This window comes from Phenylobacterium sp. (genome assembly GCF_044236515.1).
Lineage (GTDB): Bacteria > Pseudomonadota > Alphaproteobacteria > Caulobacterales > Caulobacteraceae > Phenylobacterium.
This window is the reverse complement of record NZ_JBIIGK010000039.1, coordinates 1-24,109: the sequence shown is the minus strand read 5'-3', so window position 1 is coordinate 24,109 and position 24,109 is coordinate 1. Positions and strand designations below refer to the sequence as shown.

Here is a 24,109-nt window from a genome sequence, read left to right as displayed (position 1 = left end):
CGCCGCCGGAGCCCCTTCGGCGGCGCTCACCATTTCTTGCTGAAGGCGGACGATGCGCGCGCTCGGCGCGGTCTCCGGAAGTTTCTGGAATGTCGATGCAGATCGTTGAAAAGTCTGGCGAAGGCCTTAGCCGCGTCTACGGCGTCACCGTCCCGGCCCAGGCCCTGGCCGAGAAGCTGGACGCGCGGATCGCCGAGATCACGCCGACCCTCAACATCAAGGGCTTCCGCCCTGGCAAGGTGCCGCCGGGTCATGTCCGCCGCCTGCACGGCAAGGCGCTGATGAGCGAAGTCGTCGAGCAGGCGGTCAACGAGGGCGCCCAGAAAGTCATCGAGGACAACAAGCTGCGCCCGGCCGGCGACCCCGACCTGAAGCCGGAAGGCGACATCGCGGCGGTGATCGACGGCAAGGCCGACCTCGTCTACGAAATTTCCGTCGACCTGATGCCTGACTTCGAGCCGGTCGACCCCGCGACGCTGGCGCTCGAGCGTCCCGTCTACACCCCGGCCGACGCCGAGGTCGACGAGGCGGTGGCCGAGCTGGCCTCCCAGAACAAGACCTACGAGACCAAGACCGGAAAGGCCGTAAAGGCCGCCGAGGGCGACATGGTCGTCATCGACTTCGTCGGCAAGATCGACGGCGAGGCGTTCGCGGGCGGTTCGGCCGAGGGCGCGGAACTGGTGATCGGCTCCGGCCAGTTCATCCCCGGCTTCGAAGAGCAGCTCAAGGGCGCCAAGCCCGACAGCGACGTCGAGGTCAAGGTGACCTTCCCGGCCGACTATCAGGCCGCCAACCTGGCCGGCAAGGACGCCGTCTTCGAGGTCAAAGTCAAGGAAGTGAAGTCCGCGGCCGAGGGCGCTGTCGACGACGCCTTCGCCGAGCGCCTCGGCATCGAGAACCTGGACAAGCTCAAGGAGCTGATCCGCACCAACCTCGAGCAGCAGTACGCCGGCGCCAGCCGCTTCAAGCTGAAGCGCGCGCTGCTGGACCAGCTCGACGAGAAGCACGACTTCCCGCTGCCGCCGAAGATGGTCGACGCCGAGTTCGCCTCGATCTGGCAGCAGATCCAGCAGGACAAGGAAGGCGGCTCGCTGCCGGAAGACGACGCCGGCAAGACCGACGAGCAGCTTGAGGCCGAATATCGCAAGATCGCCGAGCGCCGCGTGCGCCTCGGCCTGGTGCTCGCCGAGATCGGCCGCGCCAATAACGTCCAGGTCACCGACCAGGAACTCGGCGAGGCCATGCGCCGCGAAGCCATGCGCTACGGCCCGCAGGCCCAGCAGGTCTTCGACCTCTTCCGCCAGAACCCGCAGGCCCAGGCCCAGCTCCGCGCCCCCATCTTCGAGGACAAGGTCGTCGACCTGATCGTCGAGAAGGCCAAGGTCGAGGACAAGCCCGTCTCCAAGGACGAGCTGATGAAGGAAGACGACCTGCCGGAAGGCTACTCGGCCTAAGCCGCCAGGCTCCAGACACGACGACGCCCCCGGCTCGCGCCGGGGGCGTTTTTGTTTCGGGACGTTCGCTAAGCCGTCTGGTTCAGCGTGATCGCCGTGGCCGTGTGGGCCGCCTGGCCGGTCATCCTAGCGCCTGGGCCGTAGCCGGCCGCCTGGTGGCGCTGACCGGCGACCTCCTCGGCGATGGCGCGGACCAGCCCCTCGGTGACCGTCTTGGCCGCCACGATGGCCCGGCCCTGGCGGGCGAGCACGGCGTCGAAGGCTTCCGTCGCCCGCACCAGCCGCAGCCGCTGCTCGCGCGCCGCGCCCGCCACCAGGTCCGGATCGGCCCGCACGCGGGTGCTCTCGTGCCGGTAGAGGTTGGCGAGGCGCGAGGTCTCGTCCATCTGCGCCGCGGCGTCCTGCGGCCGGCGGTTCTCGAAAGCCTGGCACTGCGCGGCGATCAGTTCGGTCAGCCGTTCGGTCAGCACGATCAGCTGGCCCACGCGGTCTTCAGCGTCTTCGGCGGCGAGCGCCATGGCGGATCTCCCTATTCCAGGCCCTGCAGCTTGAGCATCTCGCGGCCCACGGTGTCGGCCAGGCCGATCCCGCCGCCGCGCGTCATCTGCTTGGCCATTGCTTCGGTCATGAACGACTTGAACATCTGCTCGCCAGGCCCGCCGCCGAACGGGGCGGAGGTGTTCACGCCCTCGAACAACTGCTGCAGCATGATCGAGAGGAACTGCTCCTCGAACTTCTGGGCGGTGGCGCGGATCTCGCCACGCTTGGCGGCGGTCGGATCGGCCGGGGCGGCGAGGGCGGCGACGTCCATCACATCACCTCGATGTCGGCTTGCAGGGCGCCGGCGGCCTTGATGGTCTGCAGGATCGAGATCATGTCCCGCGGCGTGACGCCGAGGGCGTTCAGCCCGGCGACCAGGGTCGACAGCGAGGCCCCGTCGCGCAGGGTCACGAACTGCCGGCCGGTCTCCTCCTCGACCGCCACGTCGCTCTGCGGCACCACCGCCGTCTCGCCGCCGCGCGAGAACGGGGCGGGCTGGCTGACCGCCGGAGTCTCGCGGACGGTGATCGTCAGGTTGCCCTGCTGGATCGCGACGGTGGAGACCCGGACGTTCTCGCCCATGACGATCACCCCGGCGACCTCGTCGATCACCACCTTGGCCGGCGCGTCCGGGGCGACGGTCAGGTTCTCGACCTGGGCGACGAAGGTCATCATGTCCCGGCCCGCGGGCGGCCGGATGGCGACGATGGTCGGGTTCTCGGCCAGGGCCGAGCCGGGGAAATTGCGGTTCACCGCGTCGGCGATGCGCCGGGCGGTGGTGAAGTCCGGATTGCGCAGGGTCATGCGCATCTGGCTCATGCTGGCCAGCTGGAAGCCGATCTCCTTTTCGACCACCGCCCCGCCGGCGATGCGGCCGGCGGTCGGCACGCCCTTCGTCACCGCCGAGCCCGACGCGCCCGAGGCGCTGATCGAGCCGGTCTGCACCGTCCCTTGCGCCACCGCGTAGGCCTGGCCGTCCGCGCCCATCAGCGGGGTGACCAGCAGCGTGCCGCCGAGCAGGCTCTTGGCGTCGCCCAGGGCCGACACCGTGGCGTCGATCTGGGCCCCGGCGGCGGCGAACGCCGGCAGCCTGGCCGTCACCATCACCGCGGCGACGTTCTTGGTGTTGAGGGTGGCGTCGCGGGTGTTGACCCCGAGCCGCTCCAGCATCGCCTCCAGGCTCTGCTTGGTGAAGGGCGCGTTGCGCAGCGCGTCGCCGGTGCCGTTGAGGCCGACGACGATGCCGTAGCCGACCAGCATGTTCTCGCGCACACCCTCGAACTCGACGATGTCCTTGATCCGCGACGCGGCCTGGGCCGGCTGGGCGGTCAGCGCCAGCGACATGAGGAGGGCGGAGACGAAACGGAGGGAACGCATCATGGTTAACCGCGAAGCTGCTTCCGGCTCCGCCTTGCGACGCGCGTGCCAACCTCCGCCTTGCGAAAAGGCCAATGGATTCAGGGTTGGCGGTAGGAAGGGCGCCCGGCGCCCGGCGCCGAGGGCAGAAATTGCCGGGCATTAACCATACCGCAAGCGGCGCGGGGGAGATTGACGTCAGATCCTGGGAGCGGCGGGCCTCGAAGATGAAGGTGATCGGAACGGGCGGCGTAGGGCAGCCGGGCGGCTCGGCCAGGGCGCGGCCGGCGGGCGGCGCCGGGTTCCGCCTGCCGGGCGTCGGCGAGGCGGCCGGCCCCGCCCAGGTCGCCGGGACCGCGGGCGTCGCCGGCGTGTTCGGCGTCGAGGCGCTCCTGGCGATGCAGGACGTCGGCGGCCCGCTGGAGCGCCGCCGCAAGGCCGTGCGCCGCGCCAGCCGCCTGCTCGACGTTCTCGACGATGTGAAGATCGCCCTGCTCGACGGCGCCCTCGGGGCCGGAGATCTTGACCGCCTGGCCCGCGCCTTGCGCGAAGAGCGGGGGAGCACGGACGATCCGGTTCTCGAAGCCGTGCTCGACGAGATCGAGTTGCGCGCCGCAGTTGAGATGGCGAAGCTTGATCAGGCCCGCCGTGCGGCGTAATTGCGCTCTACCATGAGGCGCGTTGAAACCGTTGTTCTCTTTGCTATAAGCCGGACGCGTGTCTCGTTCTTAGGGGCCTGAGGTTTTCATGACTGCAGCCGCAGTTACGGCTGAAAAGCCTGAGTATCGTCCCACCGAGGACGAGGAGTTCATGAACGAGCGTCAGCTTGAGTACTTCAAGCAAAAGCTCCTGGATTGGAAAGAGGACATCCTCAAGGAATCTCGCGAAACGGTCACCCATCTACAGACCGAGACTGAGAACCACCCCGATCTTGCCGACCGCGCCTCTTCGGAGACCGACCGGGCTCTTGAACTCCGGACGCGAGATCGTCAGCGCAAGCTGATCTCCAAGATCGACGAGGCCCTGCGACGCATCGAGGACGGGTCCTACGGCTTCTGCGAGGAGACCGGCGAGCCCATCGGCATCGCCCGCCTCGAGGCCCGCCCGATCGCCACCCTGAGCCTCGAAGCCCAGGAGCGGCACGAGCGGCGCGAGCGCGTCCACCGCGACGACTGACTCTTCAGGCCCCGCACGGGGCCTTTTTTGTGCCGCCGCCCCGCCCGCGGGCGCCGTTGAAAGACGGATTGTTCACGGGTCCGCGCCAGACTGACCCGCGCGGCCCCATATGCTCACATTGAGCATTTCCCGCGCCGTGCGTTATGATGCGCAGGAGCAGGCGAGGCGAGGCCCGGTGAGCAAGGCGTTCTATTCGATCCACGCGCAGGGCTTCGTCCGCGTCGCCGCCTGCACCCCGCGCGTCGCCACGGGCGACCCGGCCTTCAACGCCGCCGAGACCCTGGCCCTGGCCCGCGAGGGCCACGCCCGCGACTGCGACCTGATGCTGTTTCCCGAGCTCGGCCTCTCCGCCTACGCCATCGACGACCTCCTGCTGCAGGACGCCCTGCTGCGCCGGGTCGACGGCGAGCTCGCCCGCCTCGTGGAGGCCAGCCGCAACCTCGCCCCGGTCCTGGTCGTCGGCGCGCCGGTCGCCCACACCGCCCGGCTCTACAACTGCGCTGTGGTCATTCACCGCGGCCGCGTCTTGGGCGTCGTCCCCAAGAGCTTCCTGCCCAACTACCGGGAGTTCTACGAGAAGCGCTGGTTCGCCCCCGGCTACGGGATCACCGGGCTGGAGGTTCGCATCGCTGGCCAGACCGCGCCGTTCGGCACGGACCTGATCTTCGAGGCCGACGACCTCGCCGACTTCGTCTTCGCGGCCGAGATCTGCGAGGACGTCTGGGCTCCGACGCCGCCATCGACCGCCGCCGCCCTGGCCGGCGCCCTGATCCTCTGCAACCTGTCGGCCTCCAACATCGTCGTCGGCAAGGCGGACGAGCGTGAACTGCTCTGCGCCTCGCAGTCGTCGCGGTGCCAAGCCGCCTACCTCTACGCCGCCGCCGGCCCGGGGGAGAGCACCACCGACCTCGCGTTCGACGGGCAGGCGACGGTCCACGAGCTCGGCGTCCGGCTCGCCGCCACCGACCGCTTCCCGACCGGTCCCCAGATGGCCGTCACCGACATCGACGTCGAGCGCCTGCGCCTGGAGCGGATGCGCAGCCCCACCTTCAACGACGCGGCCGTCGCCGCCGGCCGCCCGGAGGGCCAATTCCGCCGCATCCGCTTCGCCCACAAGCCGTCGTTCCGCGACGTCGGTTTCGAGCGGACCGTCGACCGCTTCCCCTTCGTTCCCGACGACCCGGCCCGTCTCGACAAGGACTGCTACGAGGCCTTCAACATCCAGGTCCAGGGCCTGGTCCGCCGGCTGCAGCACACCAAGTCGCAGCACCTGGTGATCGGCGTCTCCGGCGGCCTCGATTCCACCCACGCCCTGATCGTCGCGGCCAAGGCCTTCGACCTGCTGGGCAAGCCGCGCGCCGACATCCTCGGCTTCACTCTGCCGGGCTTCGCCACCAGCGAGGGGACGAAGTCGAACGCCTGGCGGCTGATGCGCGCGCTCGGCGTGACCGCCGAGGAGATCGACATCCGCCCGGCCGCGACCCAGCTGCTCAAGGACATGGGCCACCCCTTCGCGGCGGGCGAGCCGGTCTACGACGTGACGTTCGAGAACGTGCAGGCTGGCCTGCGCACCGACTACCTCTTCCGCCTCGCCAACCAGCGCAAGGGCATCGTGCTCGGCACCGGCGACCTATCGGAACTGGCCCTCGGCTGGTGCACCTACGGCGTCGGCGACCACATGAGCCACTACAACGTCAACGGTTCGGTGGCGAAGACCCTGATCCAGCACCTGATCCGCTGGGTCGCCGAGACCGGTCAGTTCGACGCCGAGGCCTCCGAGACCCTGTTGTCGGTGCTCGGCACCGAAATCTCGCCGGAACTGGTCCCCGCCGACGCCTCGGGCGCCATCCAGAGCACCCAGGCCCGGATCGGTCCCTACGAGCTGCAGGACTTCAACCTCTACTACATCACCCGCTACGGCCTACGCCCTTCGAAGGTCGCCTTCCTCGCCTGGCAGGCCTGGCGCGACGTCGGCCACGGCGCCTGGCCAGCCCATTTCCCGGACGACGCCCGCAACGCCTACGATCTGGCCGCCATCAAGCGCTGGCTCGAGGTTTTCCTGTTCCGCTTCTTCGAGCTCAGCCAGTTCAAGCGCTCGGCATTGCCGAACGGCCCCAAGGTCGTCTCCGGCGGCAATCTTTCGCCCCGCGGCGACTGGCGCGCCCCGTCCGACGGCACGGCCCGCCTGTGGCTGGAAGAGCTTGCCGCCAACGTGCCCTAGGGCCGTCGCCGATTCAAAGGCTCGCCCGACCGGGCCGCCTCAACTCATCCGCACCACCCGCGCCTCGTCCAGGTCGTCCTCCGACGCCCCTTCCGCCAGCAGCGCCGGCACCACGTCCTCGATCCGCTCGACCGTCGTCCAGGCGCCCATGAACGCCGGCGGCGTCAGCTGCTCGTCGACCGTATGCTGGAACAGGGCGAACAGCGGCTCCCAGAACCCGCGCGGGCTGTAGAACACCACCGGCTTCTTGTGCAGGTCCAGCCGACGCCACGACAGCAGCTCGACGATCTCCTCCAGCGTGCCGACCCCGCCCGGCAACACGACAAAACTGTCGGCCCGCTCGAACATCATCATCTTGCGTTCGTGCATCGAGCCGACGACCACGTGCTCGACGCTCTCCAGCGCCCGTTCCTTGCCGACCAGGAAGTCCGGGATGATTCCCAGCACCTTGCCGCCCGCCGCGTGCGTCGCCCGCGCCACCTGGCCCATCAGCCCGACCCCGCCGCCGCCGTAGACCAGCTCCAGCCGCGCGGCCGCCAGCTCGTCGCCCAGGCGTGCCGCGGCCTCCAGGAAGGCCGGATCGGCCGCCTCCGACGAGCCGCAGAACACGCAAACCGAACCCGGGCGCTTAGCCCCCATGATGAAACTCTCCGAAACAGGCCGCCCGCACTTCAGTGGGAGGCGAAACCCGACTAGCTATGGCCGAGCCCTAAGGAGTTTCAAGGCGACCGTGTTCCCGACCGCCCGTCCAACGCGCCGCGCCCTCGCGCCCGCCCTGATGGCCGCGGCCCTGATCGGGTCCGTGGCCGCCTGCGCCCCGGGCGGTCAGGAGGCCGATCAGGCGAACGCCGCGCCGGAACCGGCGGCCGCGGGCTATCTGACGGCGCCCGAGCCCCAAGCCGTGCGCCGCGAGCCGGCCGGTCTCGTGCTGGTCGGCCGAGCCGCCCCCGGCGCCGAGGTGCGGCTTGCCACCCCCGCCGGCCAGGCCACCCTCACCACGGCGGACGGGGAGGGGGCATGGCAGGTCGCCCTTCCGGTCGCGACCGAACCCAGGATCTACGGCCTGTCGATGACCACGGCTGGCCGCCGGGTCCAGGCGCAGGGCTATGTGCTCGTCGCCCCGGATGGCAAGGCGGCGGTGCTGCGGGCCGGCGGCGGTTCCCTGCGCCTTGACGCCGCCGGCTTCGGGGTCGGGGCCTTCGACTTCGACAACGGCGGCGGAGCCGTGGTCTCCGGGGCCGCCCCGCCCGGCGCCGTCGTCCTCGTCCGCCTCGATGGCCGCCAGGCGGCCGAAGGCCGCGCCAACGCCGCCGGCCGCTTCGTCATCCCGCTCGCGCCCCTCGGCGGCGAGGCGCATCGCCTGCAGGTCTATGGCGACGGTTTCGAGGACACGGTCACGGTCGCCACCTCCGACGCCGCGCCGCTCAGCGACGGCCCGCTGCGCAGCGTCCCGACCGCCGGAGGCCTGCGCGCCGACTGGTTGACGCCCGGAGGCGGGGTGCAATCCACGCTGCTGACCGAGTGAGCATGGCCTTCGCCGACAGGGGCGGGCGGCGCCACGGCCATCCCGGCGCGGTCGAGCCGGCCGACGCCAGGTTCGACTTCTGGGGCTCGCTCCGCGATCTCGCCGGCCTTGTCATGCGCTCCGGCGCGCCGCAGCTGCGCGCCCGCATCGCCGCCGCCCTGGCCCTGGTCCTCGCCGGCAAGGCGGCCAGCGTCTGGGCGCCGGTCATGCTCGCCGAGGGCATCAACACTCTGACGCCGACCGCCGGCGGCGTGGTGGTCGGCGCGGGCTTCGCCCTCTTCGCGATCGGCTTCGCCGCCCTGCGGCTGCTGGCGGCCTGCGCGCCCTTCGCCCGCGACGCCATCTTCACCCGTGTCTCGCAATCGACCCTGGCGCGCGCCGCCGTCGAGACCTTCGGCCATGCCCTGGCCCTGTCCCTCGACTTCCACCAGACCAAACAGACCGGCGCCCTGGCTCGGGTGATCGAGCGCGGCGCCCGATCGACCGACTTCCTGATCCGCAGCCTGATCTTCAGCCTCGGGCCGACCTTCATCGAGCTGATCCTGGCCATGGGCGTGATGACCCTGCGGCTGGACTGGCGCTTCGCGCTCACCGCCTTCGCGACCCTGGTCGTCTACGCCGCCGTGACCTTCAAGATCACCGACTGGCGCCTGTCACATCGCCGGGAGGTCAACGAGGCCGAGAACCGGAGCGCCGGCCTCTCCAACGACGCCCTGATCAACTACGAGACGGTCAAGACCTTCGGGGCCGAGGCGCGGGTGATGGGCGCCTACGAGGCGGCCATGGGCGTGCTGGTCGATTCCAACGCCCGCGCCGCCGGCTCGCTCAACCTGCTGAACGCCGCCCAAGCGGTGGTGCTGAACCTCGGCCTCGCCGCCCTGACCGTCATGGCTGGCTATGGCGTCAGCGGCGGGACCCTGCGGATCGGCGACGTCACCCTGGCGATCTTGCTGCTCTCCAACCTCTACGCCCCGCTCGGCATGCTCGGCTTCCAGTACCGCGAGATCCGCCAGGGCCTGATCGACATGGAGCAGATGGTCGCCCTCAAGGCCCGCCGGCCGGACATCGCCGACGCTCCCGGTGCTCGCGATCTGCCGCCCGCCACCGGGGCCGGCGCGGCCCTGGCCTTCGAGGCCGTCACCTTCCGCCACGACGCCCGCTCGCACGGCCTCGTCGACGTCAGCTTCGAAGCCCGGCCCGGTCAGACCATCGCCCTCGTCGGTCCCTCGGGGGCCGGCAAGACCACCGCCGTGCGTCTGGCCATGCGCCTGCTCGACCCCCAGGCCGGCCGCGTGACCATCGACGGCCTCGACATGCGTGACGTCCGCCAGGCCTCCCTGCGCCGCGCGGTCGCCCTGGTGCCGCAGGACGTCGCCCTGTTCAACGACACCCTTCTGGCCAACATCGCCTTCGCCCGGCCGGACACCGACGCCGCCGCCGTTCGGGCCGCCGCCGACGCCGCCGAACTCGGCGGCTTCATCGACAGCCTGCCCGACGGCCTTTCGACCCGCGTCGGCGAGCGCGGCCTGAAGCTCTCCGGCGGCGAGCGCCAGCGGGTCGGCATCGCCCGCGCGCTCCTGGCCGACCCGCGCCTGCTGATCCTCGACGAGGCGACCAGCGCCCTCGACGGGCCGACCGAGGCCGCCATTCAGGACACCCTGCGCCGGGTGAAGGCCGGCCGCACGACCCTGGTCATCGCCCACCGCCTGTCGACAATCGCCGACGCCGACCAGATCATTGTCCTGCGGCGCGGCCGGATCGTCGAGAACGGGACCCACGACGCGCTGCTGGCCAAGGGCGGGGAATACGCCGCCCTGTGGCGACGCCAGACCCGGCAGGCCTGATGGCGCCTGTGCCGTCATCCCGGATCGCCCGCGGCACGCCCGCCTTCCGGCGGATGAGCCTGGCGCTGTTCCTCGCGGGCTTCTCGACCTTCGGACTGCTCTACTGCGTCCAGCCGCTGCTGCCGCAGTTCGCTCGCCACTTCGGCGTCAGCCCGGCCGAAAGCGCCCTGCCGCTGTCGCTGACCACCGGCGCCCTGGCCGTCGCCATCGTCGCCGCCGGCGCCTTCTCGCAGGCGATCGGCCGCCGCGGCCTGATGTTCGCCTCGATGGGCCTGGCCGCCATCCTCAACCTCGCCGCCGCGCTGGCCCCGGACTGGACCCTGCTGCTCGCCGCCCGCGCGCTGGAAGGCCTCGCCCTTGGCGGCGTGCCCGCCGTCGCCATGGCCTACCTGTCCGAGGAGATGGAGCCCGCCGACCTTGCCGGCGCCATGGGGCTCTACATCGCCGGTACGGCCTTCGGCGGCATGATGGGGCGGGTGGGCATGGGCCTGTTGACGGAGCTCGGATCCTGGCGGATCGCCATGGCCGGCATCGGCCTCGTCGGACTCGCCGCCGCCCTGGCCTTCATCCGCCTGCTGCCGCCCTCACGCAACTTCGAGCGCCAGGGCGGCTTCGACCCCGGCTTCCACCTCGGCGCCTGGGGCCGTCACCTACGCAACGCGCGCCTGCGGCGGCTGTTCGTGGTCGCCTTCGCTCTGATGGGCGTCTTCGTGACCCTGTTCAATTACGCGACCTTCCGGCTCGAGGCGGCGCCCTACGGCCTCAGCGAGACCGAGGTCAGCCTGCTGTTCCTGGTCTATGCCCTCGGCATGGTCTCCTCGTCCCTGGCCGGCCGGATGATCGACAGGCTGGGCAGCCGCACGGTCCTGGCGCTCGGCTTCGCGGTGATGACCTGCGGCGTCGTCCTGACCCTGGCGCGGCCCCTCGGCGTCATCGCGCTCGGCCTCGCCCTGGTGACCGGCGCCTTCTTCGTCGCCCATGCGGTCGCCGGCGGCTGGGTCGGGCGTCTCGCCGAGGGGGCGAAGGGCCACGCCTCGGCGCTCTACATGCTGTTCTACTACCTCGGATCCAGCCTCGTCGGTGGAGCGGGCGGTTGGTTCTGGGAACATGGCGGCTGGCCGGCGGTGGCGGGCCTCACCGCGGGGCTGTGCGTGGCCGGCGGCCTGGTGGCCCTGGCGTTGAGAACCGACGCGCCGAGCTCGGCCCTGCCGTCCGGCGGCGCGCCCTGAGGCCGTCTCAGCCGACCAGGTCGCCGCCCGCCGCCAGGGTGTGGTCGCGCAGTTTCACCATCCCGCGGATCCAGCGGTCGTAGTCGCCAGCCTTGCGCTGCATGTAGGTCAGGACCTGCTCGTGCGGCAGGATAAGGAATCGCTCCTCGGCCAGGCCCGCCATCACCGCGTCCATCACCGCGTCGGTCGACAGAACGCCGTCGACGGACGCCGAACCACGCGCGCCGTTCAGCATTGGCGTGTCCACCGCCTGCGGGCACAGCAGCGAGACGCCGATGCCGTCATTGCGATGGGTGATCGCCAGGCTCTCGCCGAAGCCGATCGCCGCGTGCTTGGTCGTCGAATAGGCGGCGCTGCCGATCTGCGACAGCAGGCCCGCCGCGGACACCGTGTTCAGGAAATAGCCCGAGCCGCGGGCGATCATGCCGGGCAGGGCGGCGCGCGCGGCGTAGATGTGCGACATCACATGGACGCCCCAGCTCAGGGTGAAGCCCGCGTCCGGCGTCGAGGCGACGTTGTGCAGGTCGGCGTCGCGCACCACGATGCCGGCGTTGGAGCAGAACAGGTCGATGCGTCCGAACCGCGCCTCGGCCGCCGCCGCCAGCCGCTGGATGTCGGCCTCCTGAGTGACATCGACCTTCATCGACAGCCCGCTGATCGAGGCGGCGACCTCGGCGACGCCGGCTTCGTTGAGATCGCCCAGCACCAGGCCCTCGGCGCCCTCGCGATGGAACCGCTCCGCCAGCGCCTTGCCGATCCCGCTCGCCGCGCCAGTGATGACGACGACCTTGCCCCGAACGTCCATTCTTGAGTCTTTCCTCGATTCCGCGGCCCTGATCTTGCGACGACTTTGCGGCTCAGGGCGAGGGGGGATCTTCCGGTCGCCAGCGCCACTCGCCGTCGGTTCGACGGGCGACGAACGCCACCAGCGCCGCCGTCAGGCCGACGATCGCCCCAACCAGCGCCAGGCGCTCCAGGGTGGCCAGCGCTGCGACGACGGCGGCGCCGTAGGCCGCCAGCACAGCCCAGCCTTGCCAGGCGATCGGCCATCCGGCGCCGTATCCAGGACGCTTCGGAGCGAACCAGGGTTTCGTCATGGAAGGCCAGCATAACGCCGATACCCCCGCCGGCGCGATGGCGAAGCGGCCCCGGCTCGCCTAAATCCTCGGCCATGCGATACCTTCACACCATGGTCCGCGTGACCGACCTCGAGGCGTCCCTCGACTTCTACTGCAACAAGCTCGGCCTTGCCGAAGTCTCCCGCCAGGCGCACGAGGCCGGCCGCTTCACCCTGGTCTTCCTCTGCGCTCCCGGCGACGAGGCGCAGGCGCGGGCCGGGCGCGCGCCGATGGTCGAGCTGACCTTCAACTGGGACCCGCAGCCCTACGACGGGGGCCGCAACTTCGGCCACCTGGCCTACGAGGTCGACGACATCTACGGCGCCTGCCAGCGGCTGATGGACGCCGGGGTGACGATCAACCGGCCGCCGCGCGATGGCCACATGGCCTTCGTCCGCTCGCCCGACAACATCTCCATCGAGCTGCTCCAGGCCGGCGCCCGCCTGCCCCCGCAGGAGCCCTGGGCCTCGATGCCCAACACCGGGGTCTGGTAGCCGCCCGGCGGCCGGCCCATATTCGAGCCTCACCTTAGGGGAGGGGCGTCATGACCGCACGCCGGCCGTTCGGCCCGAGATACGCCTTCGTCGTCGTCGGCGTCGCCTTCGTCTCCCTGCTGGCCGCGGCCGGAATGCGCTCGGCGCCCGGCGTCCTCATGACCCCCTTGCAGGAGGCCTTCGGCTGGTCGCGCAGCCAGGTCTCCCTGGCCGCCGCCGTCGGCCTCTTCCTGATGGGCCTCGTTGGCCCGTTCGCCGCCGCCCTGATGCAGACGCTTGGCATCCGGCGCACCCTGGTCGGCGGCCTCGCCCTGATGAGCGCCGCCACCGGGCTCAGCCTCTTGATGACCCAGCCCTGGCACTACATCGCCACCTGGGGCGTCCTCTCCGGCCTCGGCTCCGGCGCGGTCGGCATGGTGCTGGGCGCCGCGGTCGTGAACCGCTGGTTCGTCGCCAACCGCGGCCTGATGATGGGTCTGCTCAGCGCCGCCACGGCGACCGGCTCGCTGATCTTCCTGCCGACCATGGCCGCCCTCGCCGAGGGCGGCGGCTGGCGGCCGGTGGCGATCCTCGTCTCCCTGGTCACGGCGGCCCTGATCCCCGTCGTCCTGCTGCTGATGCCCGAGCGTCCCGCCGCCATCGGCCTCCGCCCCTACGGCGCCGCCGAAGACGCCGCGCCCAGCCCGCCCGGCAGCGCCGTCGACGGCCTGCGCCTGGCGCTCGGCGTCCTCGCCCGTGGCGTGCGCACCCCGGCCTTCTGGCTGCTGTTCGCCACCTTCTTCGTCTGCGGCCTGACCACCAACGGCCTGGTCGGCGTCCACCTGATCAGCTTCTGCGCCGACATGGGCCTGCCGCTCACCATGGCCGCCGGCCTGCTGGCCCTGATGGGCCTGTTCGACCTCGTCGGCACGACGGCGTCCGGCTGGCTGACGGACCGCTACGACCCGCGCAAGCTGCTCTGCGTCTACTACGCCCTGCGCGGCCTCTCGCTGGTCGTGCTGCCGTTCACCGATTTCGGGGCCATGAGCCTGACAGTCTTCGCGGTGTTCTACGGCCTCGACTGGATCGCCACCGTCCCGCCGACCGTCCGCCTCGCCAACGAGAACTTCGGCGACCGCGAAGGGCCCATCGTCTTCGGCTGGGTGCTCGTCGGCCACCAGGCCGGCGCCGCCACCGCGGCCTTGGGGGCAGGGGTGCTGCGCGACCTTTCCGGTCGCTACACCGAGGCCTTCATGCTCGCCGGCGCCCTGGCCATCGTCGCCGCCGCCCTGGCCCTGATGATCGGGCGCCGGCAGGAGGCGCCGGCGCTGGCGCCAGCCTAGGTCTTCGAAGGGGGAAGAAGCCTCTCGATGGCTCCCCGGGCAGGACTCGAACCTGCGACCCGGCGATTAACAGTCGCCTGCTCTACCAACTGAGCTACCGAGGATCAGGGCCGTCGAGAGGCGGGCCGTATACGCCGCGATTTGCGGCCGCGCAAGCGTCGCAAACGCCACCTCCGCCCGATGCCAAAAAAAGAGCCCGGCGGAGACCGCCGGGCTGAAATAAAGTCTGTGATGGTGGGGTGTCTTCGAAAAGACGTTCATAGATTCGTAGGCCCTGGTTAAGCCGGCGTTAAGATCGGTAAACGCTTCCGAACGTTAAGGAATTCCCGTCCGCGTTGCGTTCGGCTCGCGAATCGCGGGCTCTCCGGCCATGGATTGGACGCCCCCTGCGGATCGGCTAGTCACTCATCCATGCGAATCCATTTCACCGGCGTGGCCGGCGCGGGCATGAGCGCCGCGGCCCTGATGATGCGAGACGCCGGTCACCAGGTGTCCGGCTCCGACGCCGACGTGTTCCCGCCGATGTCGACCTACGTCGAGGGCCTGGGCTTCCCCTTCCACCGCAGCTTCGCGGCCGAGAATCTGCCCGACGGGCTCGACGTCCTCGTGCTTGGGGCCAGCGCCAAGCTCGGCGGCGAGTCGAACCCGGAGGTCGCCGCCGCCCGCGCCCGCGGCGTCCCGGTCACCACCTTCCCGGAGCTGGTCGGCGAGACCACGGCCGGCCGCCGCAACACCGTCGTCGCCGGCTCGTTCGGCAAGTCGTCCTGCACCGCGCTCCTCGCCCATGTCCTGGCGGAGGCGGGCCGCGATCCGGGCTGGATGATCGGCGCCATCTCGCCGTCGCTGCCGGCCACCGGCCGCTGGGGCTCGGGGCCGGAGGTGGTGCTGGAGGGCGACGAGTACATCGTCGGGCCGACCGACCGCCGGTCCAAGTTCGTGCTCTACCACCCGCAGGACGTCCTCCTGACGTCGCTGATCCACGATCACGTCAATGTCTTCCCGACCTTCGCCGACTACGAGGCGCCGTTCCGCGAGCTCCTCGCCCTGCTGCCCGCCGACGGCCTGTTGGTCGCCCGCGAGCATCCGGCGATCCGCGCCATCGCGCCGATCGCCAAGGGTCGCGTGGTCTGGTACGGCGCCGAGCGCGGCGAGGGCTGGTGGGCCGACGACGTCGTGTTCGGCGAGGAAAGCCGCTTTGTCCTGGTGTCGCCCGACGGCGCCCGCCTGCGGCTGACCACTCGCCTGCTGGGCGCCCACAACGTCGAGAACATCGTCGGCGTCGCCGCCTACGTCCTGGAACGCGGCCTCGCCACCGAGGCCCAGCTCGCCGCCGCCGTCGCCGGCTTCCAGGGCATCCGCCGACGCCTCGACATCCTCACCACGCGCTCGGCCGTGCCCCTCATCGAGGGCTTCGGCTCATCCTACGAAAAGGCCCGCTCGGCGATCGAGGCCATGCGCCTGCACTATCCCGACCGGCCGCTCACCGTGGTGTTCGAGCCCCACACCTTCTCCTGGCGCAACCGTGACGCGTTGCCCTGGTACGACACGGTGTTCGAGGGCGCGGCCCGCGTCCTCCTCGTCCCGCCGCCCGGACACGGCGCCGCCAGCCACGACCAGGCCAGCTTCGACGACATCCTCGCCCGCACCGCCGCCGCCGGCGTGGCCGTCGAGGGCGTTGAGACCGCCGAGGCGGTACATCAGGCCCTCAGCGCCCTGAGCGGCGAGGAGGTCGTCCTCCTGCTCTCCTCCGGCCCCTTGCTCGGCCTCCCGGAAAGCCTCCCCGCCCTCTTCGACGCCCGCTACTGATCGTCACGCCGCCTCCAGCACCCGGATGATCTCGCTCTCGCGCTCGTTCCACAGGATCGAGACCCGCGCCGCGCGCGCCGCGTGGGGGCCCAGCGCCGCCTTCACCTCTCGCTGCCGCGCCCGTTTGGCCGACAGCCGCAACAGGGTGCAGCCCGAGCTCTGTTCCTGCTCTTCGTCGTGGAAGCGCAGCACCGCGTCGACCAGGGCGGCCGGCGGGGGCAGGGGGCGCGGATCGGCGATCGGGCGGGCGGCGCGGGGCTTGAAGCGGCGGTAGCTGGCCATGGACGCGAACTCCGTTGCGTTTTGCGACGGTTCCCCTTTTGATCGCCGGGTGCGCCAGAATCGGACGTAGCTTCCTTGCGACATGAAAAAGCCGGCCGCCTGCTGGACCTGGCCCGCATGCTGGCCAGCACCTCCGAGGGCCTGACGCTCGACGAGATCGCCGAGCGCCTCGCCGTCGGCCGCCGCACGGCCGAGCGTATGCGCGACGCCGTCCGCGAGGTCTTCCCGCAGATGGAAGAGGTCGAGGACCCGCCGACGCGCCGCTTCCGCATCCCCGCCGGCCTCGACGGCCTGTTCCAGGCCCCGACCGCCGAGGAGCTCGCCGCCCTCGGCGCCGCCGCCGAGGCCTGGGCCGCGCAAGGCGCCCACGCCCGCGCCGGCGCCCTGCGCACCCTTGAGCACAAGGTGCTGTCGGCGACCCGCGCCGCCGCCCGCCGCCGCCTCGCCCCGGACCTCGAAGCCCTGCTGCAGGCCGAGACCATCGCCGTCCAGGCCGGCCCGCGGCCGTTCGAGGACGAGGCCGTGCTCGGCGCCGTCCGCGAGGCGCTCAAGAGCCTTTCGACCCTGCGCTTCCGCTACGAAGGCGGCTCGACCCCCGGCCGGGTGCGCGAGGTCACGCCCTATGGCGTCCTCTTCGGCCGCGCCAACTACCTTGTCGCCGCGGAAGGAGAGGGCAGTCCGCGCAACTGGCGCCTCGACCGCCTGGCCGATGTCGAGGTGACCGGAACCCCCGCCGCCCGCGACCCGTCCTTCTCCCTTCAGGACTACGCCGACGAGAGCTTCGGCATCTATCAGGACGACACCGAGGATGTGGTGCTGCGCATCCTGCCGGCCTCCGCCGAGGGCGCCCTGCGTTGGCGCTTCCATGCGGACCAGACCCTGGAGCCGCAGCCCGACGGCGCGGTGATCGTCCGATTCCGGGCCAGCGGCATGCGCGAGCTGGCCTGGCACCTCTTCACCTGGGGCGACCAGGTCCAGATCCTGGAGCCCCCGCGCCTTCGCACCCTCCTGCGCGAGCAGATCGAACTCGCCCGCGCCGCCCATGCGTCCGATCCTGACGTAGCTGAGCCTTAGCCCCTGTTCCTCGTGAAGAGGAGCAAGCCCATGACCGCCGTCGCCGACTACGCCATCGTCTACGAGCTGGAGATCCGTCCGCGCCGCCGCCTGAAGCGCGCGCTCGCCCGCGTCATCTGGGCCGGGCTTTACCTGGTCCGCCCGAAACTCGCCCTCGACATCTGGCGCGAGCGCCACGGGGCTTGAGCTTCCGCGCCCGTTCGCGCTCTATCCGGCCATGATCCTGCGCGCCATCGCGACCCTCATGGCTGGAGTGCTGCTTATGGGCGCTGCCCCTCAAGACGACCCTTACGTCTGGATGGAAGAGATCGAGGGCGCCCGCGCGCTCGACTGGGCCAAGGCCGAGAACGCCCGCTCCCTGCCGCAACTGCAGAACGATCCGCGCTATGCCGGTCTCTATGCTGACGCCCTGAAGATCGCCACCGCCACCGACCGCATCCCGGCCGTCGGTCTCGGCGGGGATGGCCGGCTCTACGACTTCTGGCAGGACCAGACCCATGTGCGCGGCATCTGGCGCTCGACCAGCCTTGAAAGCTATCGCGCCGGCGCGCCCGACTGGCGCACCCTGATCGACCTCGACGCCCTGGCGAAGGCGGAGTCGGCGAACTGGGTCTGGCACGGCGTCGCCTGCCTGCCGCCGGACGACGCCCGTTGCCTGGTCGAGCTCTCCGACGGCGGCAAGGACGCCGCGGTGGTCCGCGAATTCGACGTCGCGGCCGGCCGTTTCGTCGAGGGCGGCTTCACCCTCCCGGAGGGCAAGCACCGCTACGCCTGGCTGGATCGCGACACCCTGGCCGTCGCCGCCGAATGGCGCCCGGGCGAGGTCACGACCTCCGGCTATCCCTACATCCTCAAGCTGCTGAAGCGCGGCCAGTCGCTGTCGGCGGCGCGGGAGGTGTTCCGTGGCCGGGCCGACGACGGTGGCTACGGCGTCCAGCCGATCGTGCTGCGCGATCCGGACGGCCGGGTGCAGGCCCTTCTCGCCCACCGGCCGCTCGACACCTACAACGCCGAAACCCACCTCATTACCGAGGCCGGCGCCGCACAGGTCGCCTTGCCACCGAAGTCCACGGTCCAGGGCTACGTCGCCGGGCGCATGATCCTGACGCTCGAACAGGACTGGCCGGAACGGGGCTTCCGCCAGGGCGACCTCCTCGACTTCGACCTCGCAGCCCTCAAGGCCGCGCCCCAGGCTCCGGTCCCGACCCTTGTGCTGCGTCCGACCGAGAGCCAGTCGATCGAGCAGGTGGCGACGACCCGCAGCCGCCTCGTCGTCGCCCTCTATGACAACGTGAAGGGCCAGGTCCTGAGCCTCGCCCGCCAGGGCGACGGCTGGACCACCCGCCAGTTGCCCCTGCCGGCCGACAGTTCGGTCACCATCGGCTCGACCACCGAAGCCGACGACCGGACCATCCTCTACGCCACCGGCTTCCTCGATCCCTCGCGCCAGTATCTGGCCGACGCCGCCGCCGGCGCCGCCCAAACCCTCCGGCAATCGCCGGCGCGCTTCGACGCCTCGCGCCACGTCGTCGAACAGCTGTGGGCGACCTCCAAGGACGGCACGAAGGTCCCGTACTTCGTGGTCCGGCCCAAGGACCTGAAGTTCGACGGCGCCGCGCCGACGCTGCTCTACGCCTACGGCGGCTTCCTGGTCAGCCAGACGCCGGGCTATCTGACCACCGCCGGCAAGCTCTGGCTGGAGCGGGGCGGCGTCTATGTGGTCGCCAACATCCGCGGCGGCGGCGAATTCGGCCCGAGGTGGCACAACGCCGGCCTCAAGCTGAACCGCATGCGGGTCTACGAGGACTTCTTCGCCGTCTCCGAGGACCTGATCGCCCGCAAGATCACCAGCCCGCGCCGCCTCGGCATCATGGGCGGCTCCAACGGCGGCCTGCTGATGGGGGTCGCCCTGACCAAGCGACCGGAGCTCTATCGCGCCGTGGTCATCCAGGTGCCGCTGTTCGACATGATCCGCTACACCGGCATCGGCGCCGGCGCCTCCTGGGTCGGCGAGTACGGCGACCCGGCGGTCCCGGCCGAGCGGGCGGTGATCGAGACCTATTCGCCCTACCAGAACCTCAGGCCCGGTCAGCCCTACCCGCGCGTCTTCCTCGAGACCTCGACCAAGGACGACCGCGTGCATCCGGCGCATGCCCGCAAGGCGGCCGCGCGCCTCAAGGAATACGGCTACGACTACGTCTATTACGAGAACATCGACGGCGGCCACGCCGCCGCGGCCAACCTCAACGAACGGGCCCTGCGGCAGGCGCTGGAATACACCTACCTGCACCAGCAGCTGATGGATTGATGGACGACGTCGCCGCGGCGTTCGCGAAGGCCGCCGAGCATCACCGCGCCGGGCGAACGGGCGAGGCCGAGGTCGGCTACCGCGCTGTTCTGGCCGCCGATTCGGACCATCTCGGCGCGCTCAGCAACCTCGGCTCGCTGCTGCGCGGCCTCGACCGGGTGGACGAGGCGGGTGCTCTGCTCGACCGCGCCGTAGCCCTCGCCCCGCCTGGCGACCCCCGGCCGCTGGTCAACCTCGCCAACCTGCGCCGGCTTACCGGACGTTGGGCCCAGGCCGCCGCCCTGTACGACCAGGTGATCGCCTTGGAGACGGCGAGGGGCGCGGCGAACCCGCAGCTCCTCCTCGACGCCAGCCTGACCTATCTCGCCTGCGGCCGCGACGCCGAGGGCTGGCGGCTGCAGGACGCTCGGCCGAACCTGGTGGTCCGGCGCGGGCAGGGGATACCTGGCAAGGAATGGCGCGGCGAGCCGCTGAACGGCCGCTCGCTGCTGCTGCTGCCCGAGCAGGGCTTCGGCGACCAGATCCAGATGATCCGCTACGTCCCGCTGCTCAAGGCGCGCGGGGCCGGCCGCCTCACCGTCGTCGCTCCGCCGCCGCTGGTCCGCCTGTTTGCGGCCATGCCGGACATCGACGCAGTGATCGCCTGCGCACCGGACGAGGCGGTCCACGCCCCGCCGCACGACCTGTGGACCGCGCCCTTCTCGCTGCCGCTGTGGCTCGGCGCGGCGCCGGCGCCGCCCTATCTCGCTGCGCCCGCCGCGGCCCGGGCCCGGTGGGCCGGCTTCGACGAGGGCCGCATCGGCGTCGTCTGGCACGGCGCCAGCCACCAGCCGATCGAGCGCTGGCGCGGCCTGCCGTCCCCGGACCTCCTGGACCCGTTGCGCAACTACGGTCTCGTCGACCTGCAGGAGCCGCGCGGCGACTTCGCCGACACCGCCAGCATCCTCGAACAACTCGACCTGGTGATCACCACCGACACGGCGATGGCGCATCTGGCCGGCGCCCTCGGCCGGCCGTGCTTCGTCATGCTGCCCTACATCGCCCTCGACTGGCGCTGGGCCGACGGGCGCCGCACGCCCTGGTATCCGCAAACCCGGCTTTATCGGCAGCCGGCGCCGGGGGATTGGGATTCGGTCGTCGTGGCGATCGCCGCGGACCTGGAGGCGGCCGGGGTCGCGTGACCCCGGCCGCGCCAGCTCACTTCGTCCGGCTGTAGACCACCTTGCCGTCGAAGATCGTCTTGTCGACCACCAGGTCGCCCTTCGGCGGGTTGGTGAAGATGTCGTCCGCCAGGATGACCACGTCGGCCAGCTTGCCTTTCTCCAACGAGCCCACCGACTTGTCGGCGAAGATCGCGTAGGCGCCGTCGCGGGTGTAGGCGTCGAGCGCCTGGGCCAGGGTCAGCTTCTGGTCCGGGATCGGCGGGTGGGGGATGCGGTTGGTTGCGATCTGGATCGCCCGGCCCGGATTGATCGTCACGACCGGCCAGTCGCTGCCGAAGGCGACGCGGCCGCCGGCGTCCTTGATGCTCTTCCAGGGGAAGCCCCAGGCCGAGCGGGTGTAGCCGAGGTTGCGCCAGCGCTCGCCGCGCATCTGCGGATCGTTCATCCCTGCGCCGTGCTCCGGCTGCAGCGAGGCGGTGACGCCGAGCTGGCCGAACCGCGGGACTTCCGCCGGGTCCATGGTCTCGATGTGCTCGATCTTGTGGCGGCGGCCGCGGGCCGGCGCTGGGTTCGCCTTGTTGGCGGCGTCATAGGCGTCGAGCGCCACCCGCACCGCCCGGTCGCCGAGGCCGTGGGTCATGATCTGCCAGCCGCGCTTGTCCATCAGCGAGACGGCCTTGGTCAGTTCCTCCGGCGTGTAGTTCGGCACGCCCGTGGTGTTGCGGTTGTCGTAGGCGCGCAGCATCCAGGCGGTGTGCGACTCGATCACGCCGTCGAGCATGATCTTCACCGCCTCGACCCGCAGCTTGTCGTCACCCTTGTACTGGGTGCGCAGCTTGTCGAACTCGTCCGCGTCCGCCTCGGTGAAGGTGAACACCGACGGGAAGCCGATCCCCGGCCGCGCCTCGTTGGTGCGCGGCGTCAGCCACAGGGCGTTGTAGATGCGCAGGTTCAGCTGCCCGGCCTTGTTGAGCTTGTCGTAGACCTCCAGCTCCGGCGGGTGGGCGACGTTGAAGATGGTGGTCACGCCCGCCTTGTGGGCCTCGGCCGTGCCCTTGGCGACCAGCCGCTCCATGTCGGCCGCGGTCCAGTTCGGAAGAGCCTTTTCCATCACCGACTGGGCGGTCTCCAGGAAGACGCCGGTAAGCTCGCCGTTGGCGTCCTTCACGATCTCGCCGCCGGCCGGGGCCGGGGTGTCCTTGGTGATGCCGGCCATTTCCAGGGCCTTGGTGTTGGCGACGACGCTGTGCCCGTCGCCGGCCATCAGCACGGCGGGCTTGTCGCCGGTCACCGCGTCGAGGTCCTGGCGCTTGATGTCGGCATAGAAGCCGCCGCCGCGGATCCAGGTGGTGTTGGGATTAGCGGCCAGGAAGGTGCGGATCGCCGCTTGCATGCTGGCGACGTCGTTGACCTGCGTCAGGTCCGGTCCCTCCAGCGCGCCGGCGCCGCCGAGGAAGTGGACGTGGTTGTCGATCAGGCCCGGCAGCACGGTCTTGCCCTGGGCGTCGATGACCTGGGTCTTGCCGCCACGCAGCTTCTCGACCTCTTCGTCCGAGCCGACCAGGATGATCTTGTTGCCGCGGATGGCCACCGCCTGCTTGAAGCCGGCCTGGCCGTCGGCGGCGTAGACCTTGCCGTGCAGGATGACGATGTCGGCCTTTTCGCCGCCGCCCGAGCAGGCGGCCAGGCCGAGGCCGAGTGCGAGCCCGGTTACGCCGAGCTTCAGAGACTTCAGGATGCGCATGAAAAGCTTCCCCCCACGTTTTGGAGGGCGAAGGTTGCCGCCGGGGAAGCGACTTGGCGAGGGGAATTTGCGATCGCAGACGGATTTCAGCGCATCGCCACCCGATCCGAAAGCCGCGGCCGCACGGCCGCGCTCTTGCGCAGGTTCAGCGACGCCCGCGTCAGGCCGAACACCGTCTGATAGCCGTAGCGGACTTCCGCGACGATGGCGCTCTCGCCGGGCGCCAGGTAGCCGGCCGGCAGGGTCGGGGCGGCGCCGCTGAAGTTGCGGTTCACCGACCAGTCCGGGGTCACCCGGCCGTTGTCGTCGGCCACGAGGCTGGTGATCCGTTGCTGGAGCCGCGCGCCGGCCGGCTCCGGGTGCATCATCGCCGCGCCCATCGCCAGGATGTCGGTCAGCTCGGCGTTGCTCAGCGACCGGCTCTGAGCCGTTACGTCGGCCATGGCCGCGGCCAGGTGCGCGGCGCGCCGGTCGGCGCCGAACAGGGCGAACACCTCGACGCTCCCGAGGTACAGGGTCAGCAGCATCGGCAGCAGCAGGACGAACTCCACCGCCGCCACGCCCCGCCGATCCGACCACAGCCGCCTCATCCGAACGGCTCGTTCTTGAACGCCGCCGTAGCCCGCAGGACGATGTCCCGCGGCCGGCTCGAGCGCAGCACCGGGGCCAGCATCGGCGAGATGATCTCCCGGCGGTAGACGGCCTGGACCATCATCACCGCGCCCGGGCCGCTTTCCTCGAACTGCCCGCCAGGGTCGCCCGCCGCCGGCCCGGCTGTGTCGGCGAAGCTGTCGAACTCGCGGACGCTGACCGTCAGCCGCTCGCGGCATTCGGTGCGCGGCGCGGTCATCCGGCTGCACACCAGGGTCTCGAACGCCGTCGCGCTCTTTGGACCGTCGTCCTGGCCGGTGCGGATGGTGCGGGCGGCGTCGAACACCGCGTTGTCGAATTCCGCCGCCGCGATGCCCAGGATCCCGACCTCCGCCATTCCGAACAGCAGGAACGCCAGCAGCGGCAACACCAGCGCGAACTCCACCGCTGTCGCGCCGGACGCGTCCAGCCGGAACCGGTCTAGGGGGACAGGGCGGTGCTCCATGCCGCGACTTTACGCTGCTAAACCCAAGTAACTCTTAAGCTTTCAACCTGGCATAGTGATCGCAATTTTAACCACCCGCCTTAACCCGGCGCTACCCAGGATTGCGCCACCCTTCGTGCATGACGAACACCGCTCGCCTGGGCCGGCTGCTCCGCGACCGCCGCGGCAACGTCGCCGTCTTCACCGCCCTCGCCATGCTGCCCCTGTCCCTGGCCGGCCTCGGCGCCGCCGACCTGGCCAGCGCCGTCAGCGGCAAGGTCCAGCTGCAGGACGCCCTCGACTCCGCCGCCCTGGCCGCCGCCCGCTCCAGCGCCCGCACCGACGCCGAGCTCCAGACCGTCGGCGAACGCTACCTGC

At 70.9% G+C, this 24,109-nt stretch carries 25 protein-coding genes and 1 tRNA gene; 15 read left to right on the top strand and 11 right to left on the bottom strand.

The features are described 5' to 3' along the window. Nucleotides 1-95 precede the first annotated feature (95 nt). Nucleotides 96-1,454: a trigger factor gene (gene tig / locus ACILRF_RS06450; protein WP_395671455.1), complete on the top strand. Its 1,359-nt coding sequence runs from the start codon at nucleotides 96-98 to the stop codon at nucleotides 1,452-1,454. Nucleotides 1,455-1,522: 68 nt separating this feature from the next. On the opposite strand, the gene ACILRF_RS06445 is transcribed toward tig, so the two are convergent. From ACILRF_RS06445 to ACILRF_RS06435, 3 genes are read right to left on the bottom strand one after another with little or no spacing between them, the layout of a single operon-like run. Beyond that, complete coding sequence (locus ACILRF_RS06445; RefSeq protein ID WP_395671454.1) at nucleotides 1,523-1,972, bottom strand: flagellar basal body protein; 450 nt, start codon at nucleotides 1,970-1,972, stop codon at nucleotides 1,523-1,525. A gap of 11 nt (nucleotides 1,973-1,983) precedes the next feature. Continuing rightward, nucleotides 1,984-2,265 (bottom strand): rod-binding protein, encoded by a 282-nt coding sequence (locus ACILRF_RS06440; protein ID WP_395671453.1) that lies wholly within the window; start codon nucleotides 2,263-2,265, stop codon nucleotides 1,984-1,986. After that, nucleotides 2,265-3,374, bottom strand: coding sequence for a flagellar basal body P-ring protein FlgI (locus ACILRF_RS06435; RefSeq protein WP_395671452.1), 1,110 nt, complete (start codon nucleotides 3,372-3,374; stop codon nucleotides 2,265-2,267). Before ACILRF_RS06435 ends, ACILRF_RS06440 begins: the two co-directional genes overlap by 1 nt. Nucleotides 3,375-3,577: 203 nt before the next feature. On the opposite strand from ACILRF_RS06435, the gene ACILRF_RS06430 reads away from it, so the two are divergent. The 3 genes from ACILRF_RS06430 (at nucleotide 3,578) to ACILRF_RS06420 (ending at nucleotide 6,747) form a co-directional block, all read left to right on the top strand. Continuing rightward, complete coding sequence (locus ACILRF_RS06430) at nucleotides 3,578-4,009, top strand: flagellar assembly protein FliX (protein ID WP_395671451.1); 432 nt, start codon at nucleotides 3,578-3,580, stop codon at nucleotides 4,007-4,009. An 88-nt stretch (nucleotides 4,010-4,097) separates the two neighbouring features. Further along, nucleotides 4,098-4,526: an RNA polymerase-binding protein DksA gene (dksA, locus tag ACILRF_RS06425; RefSeq protein ID WP_395671450.1), complete on the top strand. Its 429-nt coding sequence runs from the start codon at nucleotides 4,098-4,100 to the stop codon at nucleotides 4,524-4,526. 175 nt (nucleotides 4,527-4,701) lie between these two features. Beyond that, nucleotides 4,702-6,747 (top strand): NAD(+) synthase, encoded by a 2,046-nt coding sequence (locus ACILRF_RS06420; protein WP_395671449.1) that lies wholly within the window; start codon nucleotides 4,702-4,704, stop codon nucleotides 6,745-6,747. Nucleotides 6,748-6,786: 39 nt separating this feature from the next. Here the strand turns inward: ACILRF_RS06420 and ACILRF_RS06415 are convergent, their stop codons facing one another. Next, complete coding sequence (locus ACILRF_RS06415; protein ID WP_395671448.1) at nucleotides 6,787-7,386, bottom strand: TIGR00730 family Rossman fold protein; 600 nt, start codon at nucleotides 7,384-7,386, stop codon at nucleotides 6,787-6,789. 91 nt (nucleotides 7,387-7,477) lie between these two features. On the opposite strand from ACILRF_RS06415, the gene ACILRF_RS06410 reads away from it, so the two are divergent. From ACILRF_RS06410 to ACILRF_RS06400, 3 genes are read left to right on the top strand one after another with little or no spacing between them, the layout of a single operon-like run. Then, entirely contained in the window at nucleotides 7,478-8,272 is a 795-nt protein-coding gene (locus tag ACILRF_RS06410) for a hypothetical protein (protein ID WP_395671447.1), read from the top strand. 2 nt (nucleotides 8,273-8,274) lie between these two features. Beyond that, the gene (locus tag ACILRF_RS06405) at nucleotides 8,275-10,116 is read left to right on the top strand and encodes an ABCB family ABC transporter ATP-binding protein/permease (RefSeq protein WP_395671446.1); all 1,842 of its coding nucleotides are present in this window, start codon (nucleotides 8,275-8,277) and stop codon (nucleotides 10,114-10,116) included. Continuing rightward, nucleotides 10,116-11,345 carry an MFS transporter gene (locus ACILRF_RS06400; RefSeq protein WP_395671445.1) on the top strand — a complete coding sequence of 410 codons (1,230 nt, stop codon included), beginning with the start codon at nucleotides 10,116-10,118 and terminating at the stop codon, nucleotides 11,343-11,345. The genes ACILRF_RS06405 and ACILRF_RS06400 overlap by 1 nt, the downstream gene beginning before the upstream one ends. A 7-nt stretch (nucleotides 11,346-11,352) precedes the next feature. On the opposite strand, the gene ACILRF_RS06395 is transcribed toward ACILRF_RS06400, so the two are convergent. Both ACILRF_RS06395 and ACILRF_RS06390 read right to left on the bottom strand, forming a co-directional pair. Next, a complete protein-coding gene (locus ACILRF_RS06395) occupies nucleotides 11,353-12,150 on the bottom strand; it encodes an SDR family oxidoreductase (RefSeq protein WP_395671444.1) in 798 nt (265 codons plus the stop codon). 52 nt (nucleotides 12,151-12,202) lie between these two features. Continuing rightward, a complete protein-coding gene (locus tag ACILRF_RS06390; protein ID WP_395671443.1) occupies nucleotides 12,203-12,442 on the bottom strand; it encodes a hypothetical protein in 240 nt (79 codons plus the stop codon). A gap of 74 nt (nucleotides 12,443-12,516) precedes the next feature. Here ACILRF_RS06390 and ACILRF_RS06385 point away from each other — a divergent pair, with 74 nt between their 5' ends. Both ACILRF_RS06385 and ACILRF_RS06380 read left to right on the top strand, forming a co-directional pair. Then, nucleotides 12,517-12,957, top strand: coding sequence for a VOC family protein (locus ACILRF_RS06385; protein WP_395671442.1), 441 nt, complete (start codon nucleotides 12,517-12,519; stop codon nucleotides 12,955-12,957). A gap of 50 nt (nucleotides 12,958-13,007) precedes the next feature. Then, on the top strand, nucleotides 13,008-14,279 hold the full coding sequence (locus tag ACILRF_RS06380) for an MFS transporter (RefSeq protein WP_395671441.1): 1,272 nt from the start codon (nucleotides 13,008-13,010) through the stop codon (nucleotides 14,277-14,279). Between the two features lie 28 nt (nucleotides 14,280-14,307). Here the strand turns inward: ACILRF_RS06380 and ACILRF_RS06375 are convergent. Further along, nucleotides 14,308-14,383: transfer RNA gene (locus ACILRF_RS06375), tRNA-Asn, on the bottom strand. Nucleotides 14,384-14,690: 307 nt separating this feature from the next. On the opposite strand from ACILRF_RS06375, the gene murC reads away from it, so the two are divergent. Continuing rightward, entirely contained in the window at nucleotides 14,691-16,085 is a 1,395-nt protein-coding gene (gene murC / locus ACILRF_RS06370; protein WP_395671440.1) for a UDP-N-acetylmuramate--L-alanine ligase, read from the top strand. A 3-nt stretch (nucleotides 16,086-16,088) separates the two neighbouring features. On the opposite strand, the gene ACILRF_RS06365 is transcribed toward murC, so the two are convergent. Then, nucleotides 16,089-16,367 (bottom strand): hypothetical protein, encoded by a 279-nt coding sequence (locus tag ACILRF_RS06365; RefSeq protein ID WP_395671439.1) that lies wholly within the window; start codon nucleotides 16,365-16,367, stop codon nucleotides 16,089-16,091. 75 nt (nucleotides 16,368-16,442) lie between these two features. Here ACILRF_RS06365 and ACILRF_RS06360 point away from each other — a divergent pair, with 75 nt between their 5' ends. The 4 genes from ACILRF_RS06360 to ACILRF_RS06345 all read left to right on the top strand — a co-directional run bounded on the left by ACILRF_RS06360 (nucleotide 16,443) and on the right by ACILRF_RS06345 (nucleotide 20,930). Further along, the gene (locus tag ACILRF_RS06360) at nucleotides 16,443-17,441 is read left to right on the top strand and encodes a helix-turn-helix transcriptional regulator (protein ID WP_395671438.1); all 999 of its coding nucleotides are present in this window, start codon (nucleotides 16,443-16,445) and stop codon (nucleotides 17,439-17,441) included. A gap of 30 nt (nucleotides 17,442-17,471) precedes the next feature. Next, on the top strand, nucleotides 17,472-17,627 hold the full coding sequence (locus ACILRF_RS06355) for a hypothetical protein (RefSeq protein ID WP_395671437.1): 156 nt from the start codon (nucleotides 17,472-17,474) through the stop codon (nucleotides 17,625-17,627). 76 nt (nucleotides 17,628-17,703) lie between these two features. Next, a complete protein-coding gene (locus ACILRF_RS06350; protein WP_395671436.1) occupies nucleotides 17,704-19,749 on the top strand; it encodes a prolyl oligopeptidase family protein in 2,046 nt (681 codons plus the stop codon). Beyond that, a complete protein-coding gene (locus tag ACILRF_RS06345; protein WP_395671435.1) occupies nucleotides 19,749-20,930 on the top strand; it encodes a hypothetical protein in 1,182 nt (393 codons plus the stop codon). The genes ACILRF_RS06350 and ACILRF_RS06345 overlap by 1 nt, the downstream gene beginning before the upstream one ends. Before the next feature lie 16 nt (nucleotides 20,931-20,946). Here the strand turns inward: ACILRF_RS06345 and ACILRF_RS06340 are convergent, their stop codons facing one another. From ACILRF_RS06340 to ACILRF_RS06330, 3 genes are all read right to left on the bottom strand, one after another. After that, nucleotides 20,947-22,656, bottom strand: a complete 1,710-nt coding sequence (locus ACILRF_RS06340) for an amidohydrolase (RefSeq protein WP_395671434.1) — start codon at nucleotides 22,654-22,656, stop codon at nucleotides 20,947-20,949. 86 nt (nucleotides 22,657-22,742) lie between these two features. Further along, entirely contained in the window at nucleotides 22,743-23,246 is a 504-nt protein-coding gene (locus ACILRF_RS06335; RefSeq protein ID WP_395671433.1) for a TadE/TadG family type IV pilus assembly protein, read from the bottom strand. Then, nucleotides 23,243-23,752 (bottom strand): TadE/TadG family type IV pilus assembly protein, encoded by a 510-nt coding sequence (locus tag ACILRF_RS06330; protein WP_395671432.1) that lies wholly within the window; start codon nucleotides 23,750-23,752, stop codon nucleotides 23,243-23,245. Before ACILRF_RS06330 ends, ACILRF_RS06335 begins: the two co-directional genes overlap by 4 nt. Nucleotides 23,753-23,871: 119 nt before the next feature. On the opposite strand from ACILRF_RS06330, the gene ACILRF_RS06325 reads away from it, so the two are divergent. Next, nucleotides 23,872-24,109 (top strand): pilus assembly protein TadG-related protein (locus ACILRF_RS06325; protein ID WP_395671431.1); only part of this gene is annotated, 238 nt, incomplete at its 3' end.

Coding starts and splice junctions, on each gene's coding strand:
- dksA (WP_395671450.1), top strand. CDS start 4,098: ATGACTGCAGCCGCAGTTACGGCTGAAAAGCCTGAGTATCGTCCCACC.
- ACILRF_RS06385 (WP_395671442.1), top strand. CDS start 12,517: ATGCGATACCTTCACACCATGGTCCGCGTGACCGACCTCGAGGCGTCC.
- ACILRF_RS06445 (WP_395671454.1), bottom strand. CDS start 1,972: ATGGCGCTCGCCGCCGAAGACGCTGAAGACCGCGTGGGCCAGCTGATC.
- ACILRF_RS06355 (WP_395671437.1), top strand. CDS start 17,472: ATGACCGCCGTCGCCGACTACGCCATCGTCTACGAGCTGGAGATCCGT.
- ACILRF_RS06400 (WP_395671445.1), top strand. CDS start 10,116: ATGGCGCCTGTGCCGTCATCCCGGATCGCCCGCGGCACGCCCGCCTTC.
- ACILRF_RS06350 (WP_395671436.1), top strand. CDS start 17,704: ATGGGCGCTGCCCCTCAAGACGACCCTTACGTCTGGATGGAAGAGATC.
- ACILRF_RS06335 (WP_395671433.1), bottom strand. CDS start 23,246: ATGAGGCGGCTGTGGTCGGATCGGCGGGGCGTGGCGGCGGTGGAGTTC.
- ACILRF_RS06340 (WP_395671434.1), bottom strand. CDS start 22,656: ATGCGCATCCTGAAGTCTCTGAAGCTCGGCGTAACCGGGCTCGCACTC.
- ACILRF_RS06395 (WP_395671444.1), bottom strand. CDS start 12,150: ATGGACGTTCGGGGCAAGGTCGTCGTCATCACTGGCGCGGCGAGCGGG.
- ACILRF_RS06405 (WP_395671446.1), top strand. CDS start 8,275: ATGGCCTTCGCCGACAGGGGCGGGCGGCGCCACGGCCATCCCGGCGCG.
- ACILRF_RS06440 (WP_395671453.1), bottom strand. CDS start 2,265: ATGGACGTCGCCGCCCTCGCCGCCCCGGCCGATCCGACCGCCGCCAAG.
- ACILRF_RS06330 (WP_395671432.1), bottom strand. CDS start 23,752: ATGGAGCACCGCCCTGTCCCCCTAGACCGGTTCCGGCTGGACGCGTCC.
- ACILRF_RS06365 (WP_395671439.1), bottom strand. CDS start 16,367: ATGGCCAGCTACCGCCGCTTCAAGCCCCGCGCCGCCCGCCCGATCGCC.
- ACILRF_RS06435 (WP_395671452.1), bottom strand. CDS start 3,374: ATGATGCGTTCCCTCCGTTTCGTCTCCGCCCTCCTCATGTCGCTGGCG.
- murC (WP_395671440.1), top strand. CDS start 14,691: ATGCGAATCCATTTCACCGGCGTGGCCGGCGCGGGCATGAGCGCCGCG.
- tig (WP_395671455.1), top strand. CDS start 96: ATGCAGATCGTTGAAAAGTCTGGCGAAGGCCTTAGCCGCGTCTACGGC.
- ACILRF_RS06390 (WP_395671443.1), bottom strand. CDS start 12,442: ATGACGAAACCCTGGTTCGCTCCGAAGCGTCCTGGATACGGCGCCGGA.
- ACILRF_RS06430 (WP_395671451.1), top strand. CDS start 3,578: ATGAAGGTGATCGGAACGGGCGGCGTAGGGCAGCCGGGCGGCTCGGCC.
- ACILRF_RS06415 (WP_395671448.1), bottom strand. CDS start 7,386: ATGGGGGCTAAGCGCCCGGGTTCGGTTTGCGTGTTCTGCGGCTCGTCG.
- ACILRF_RS06345 (WP_395671435.1), top strand. CDS start 19,749: ATGGACGACGTCGCCGCGGCGTTCGCGAAGGCCGCCGAGCATCACCGC.
- ACILRF_RS06380 (WP_395671441.1), top strand. CDS start 13,008: ATGACCGCACGCCGGCCGTTCGGCCCGAGATACGCCTTCGTCGTCGTC.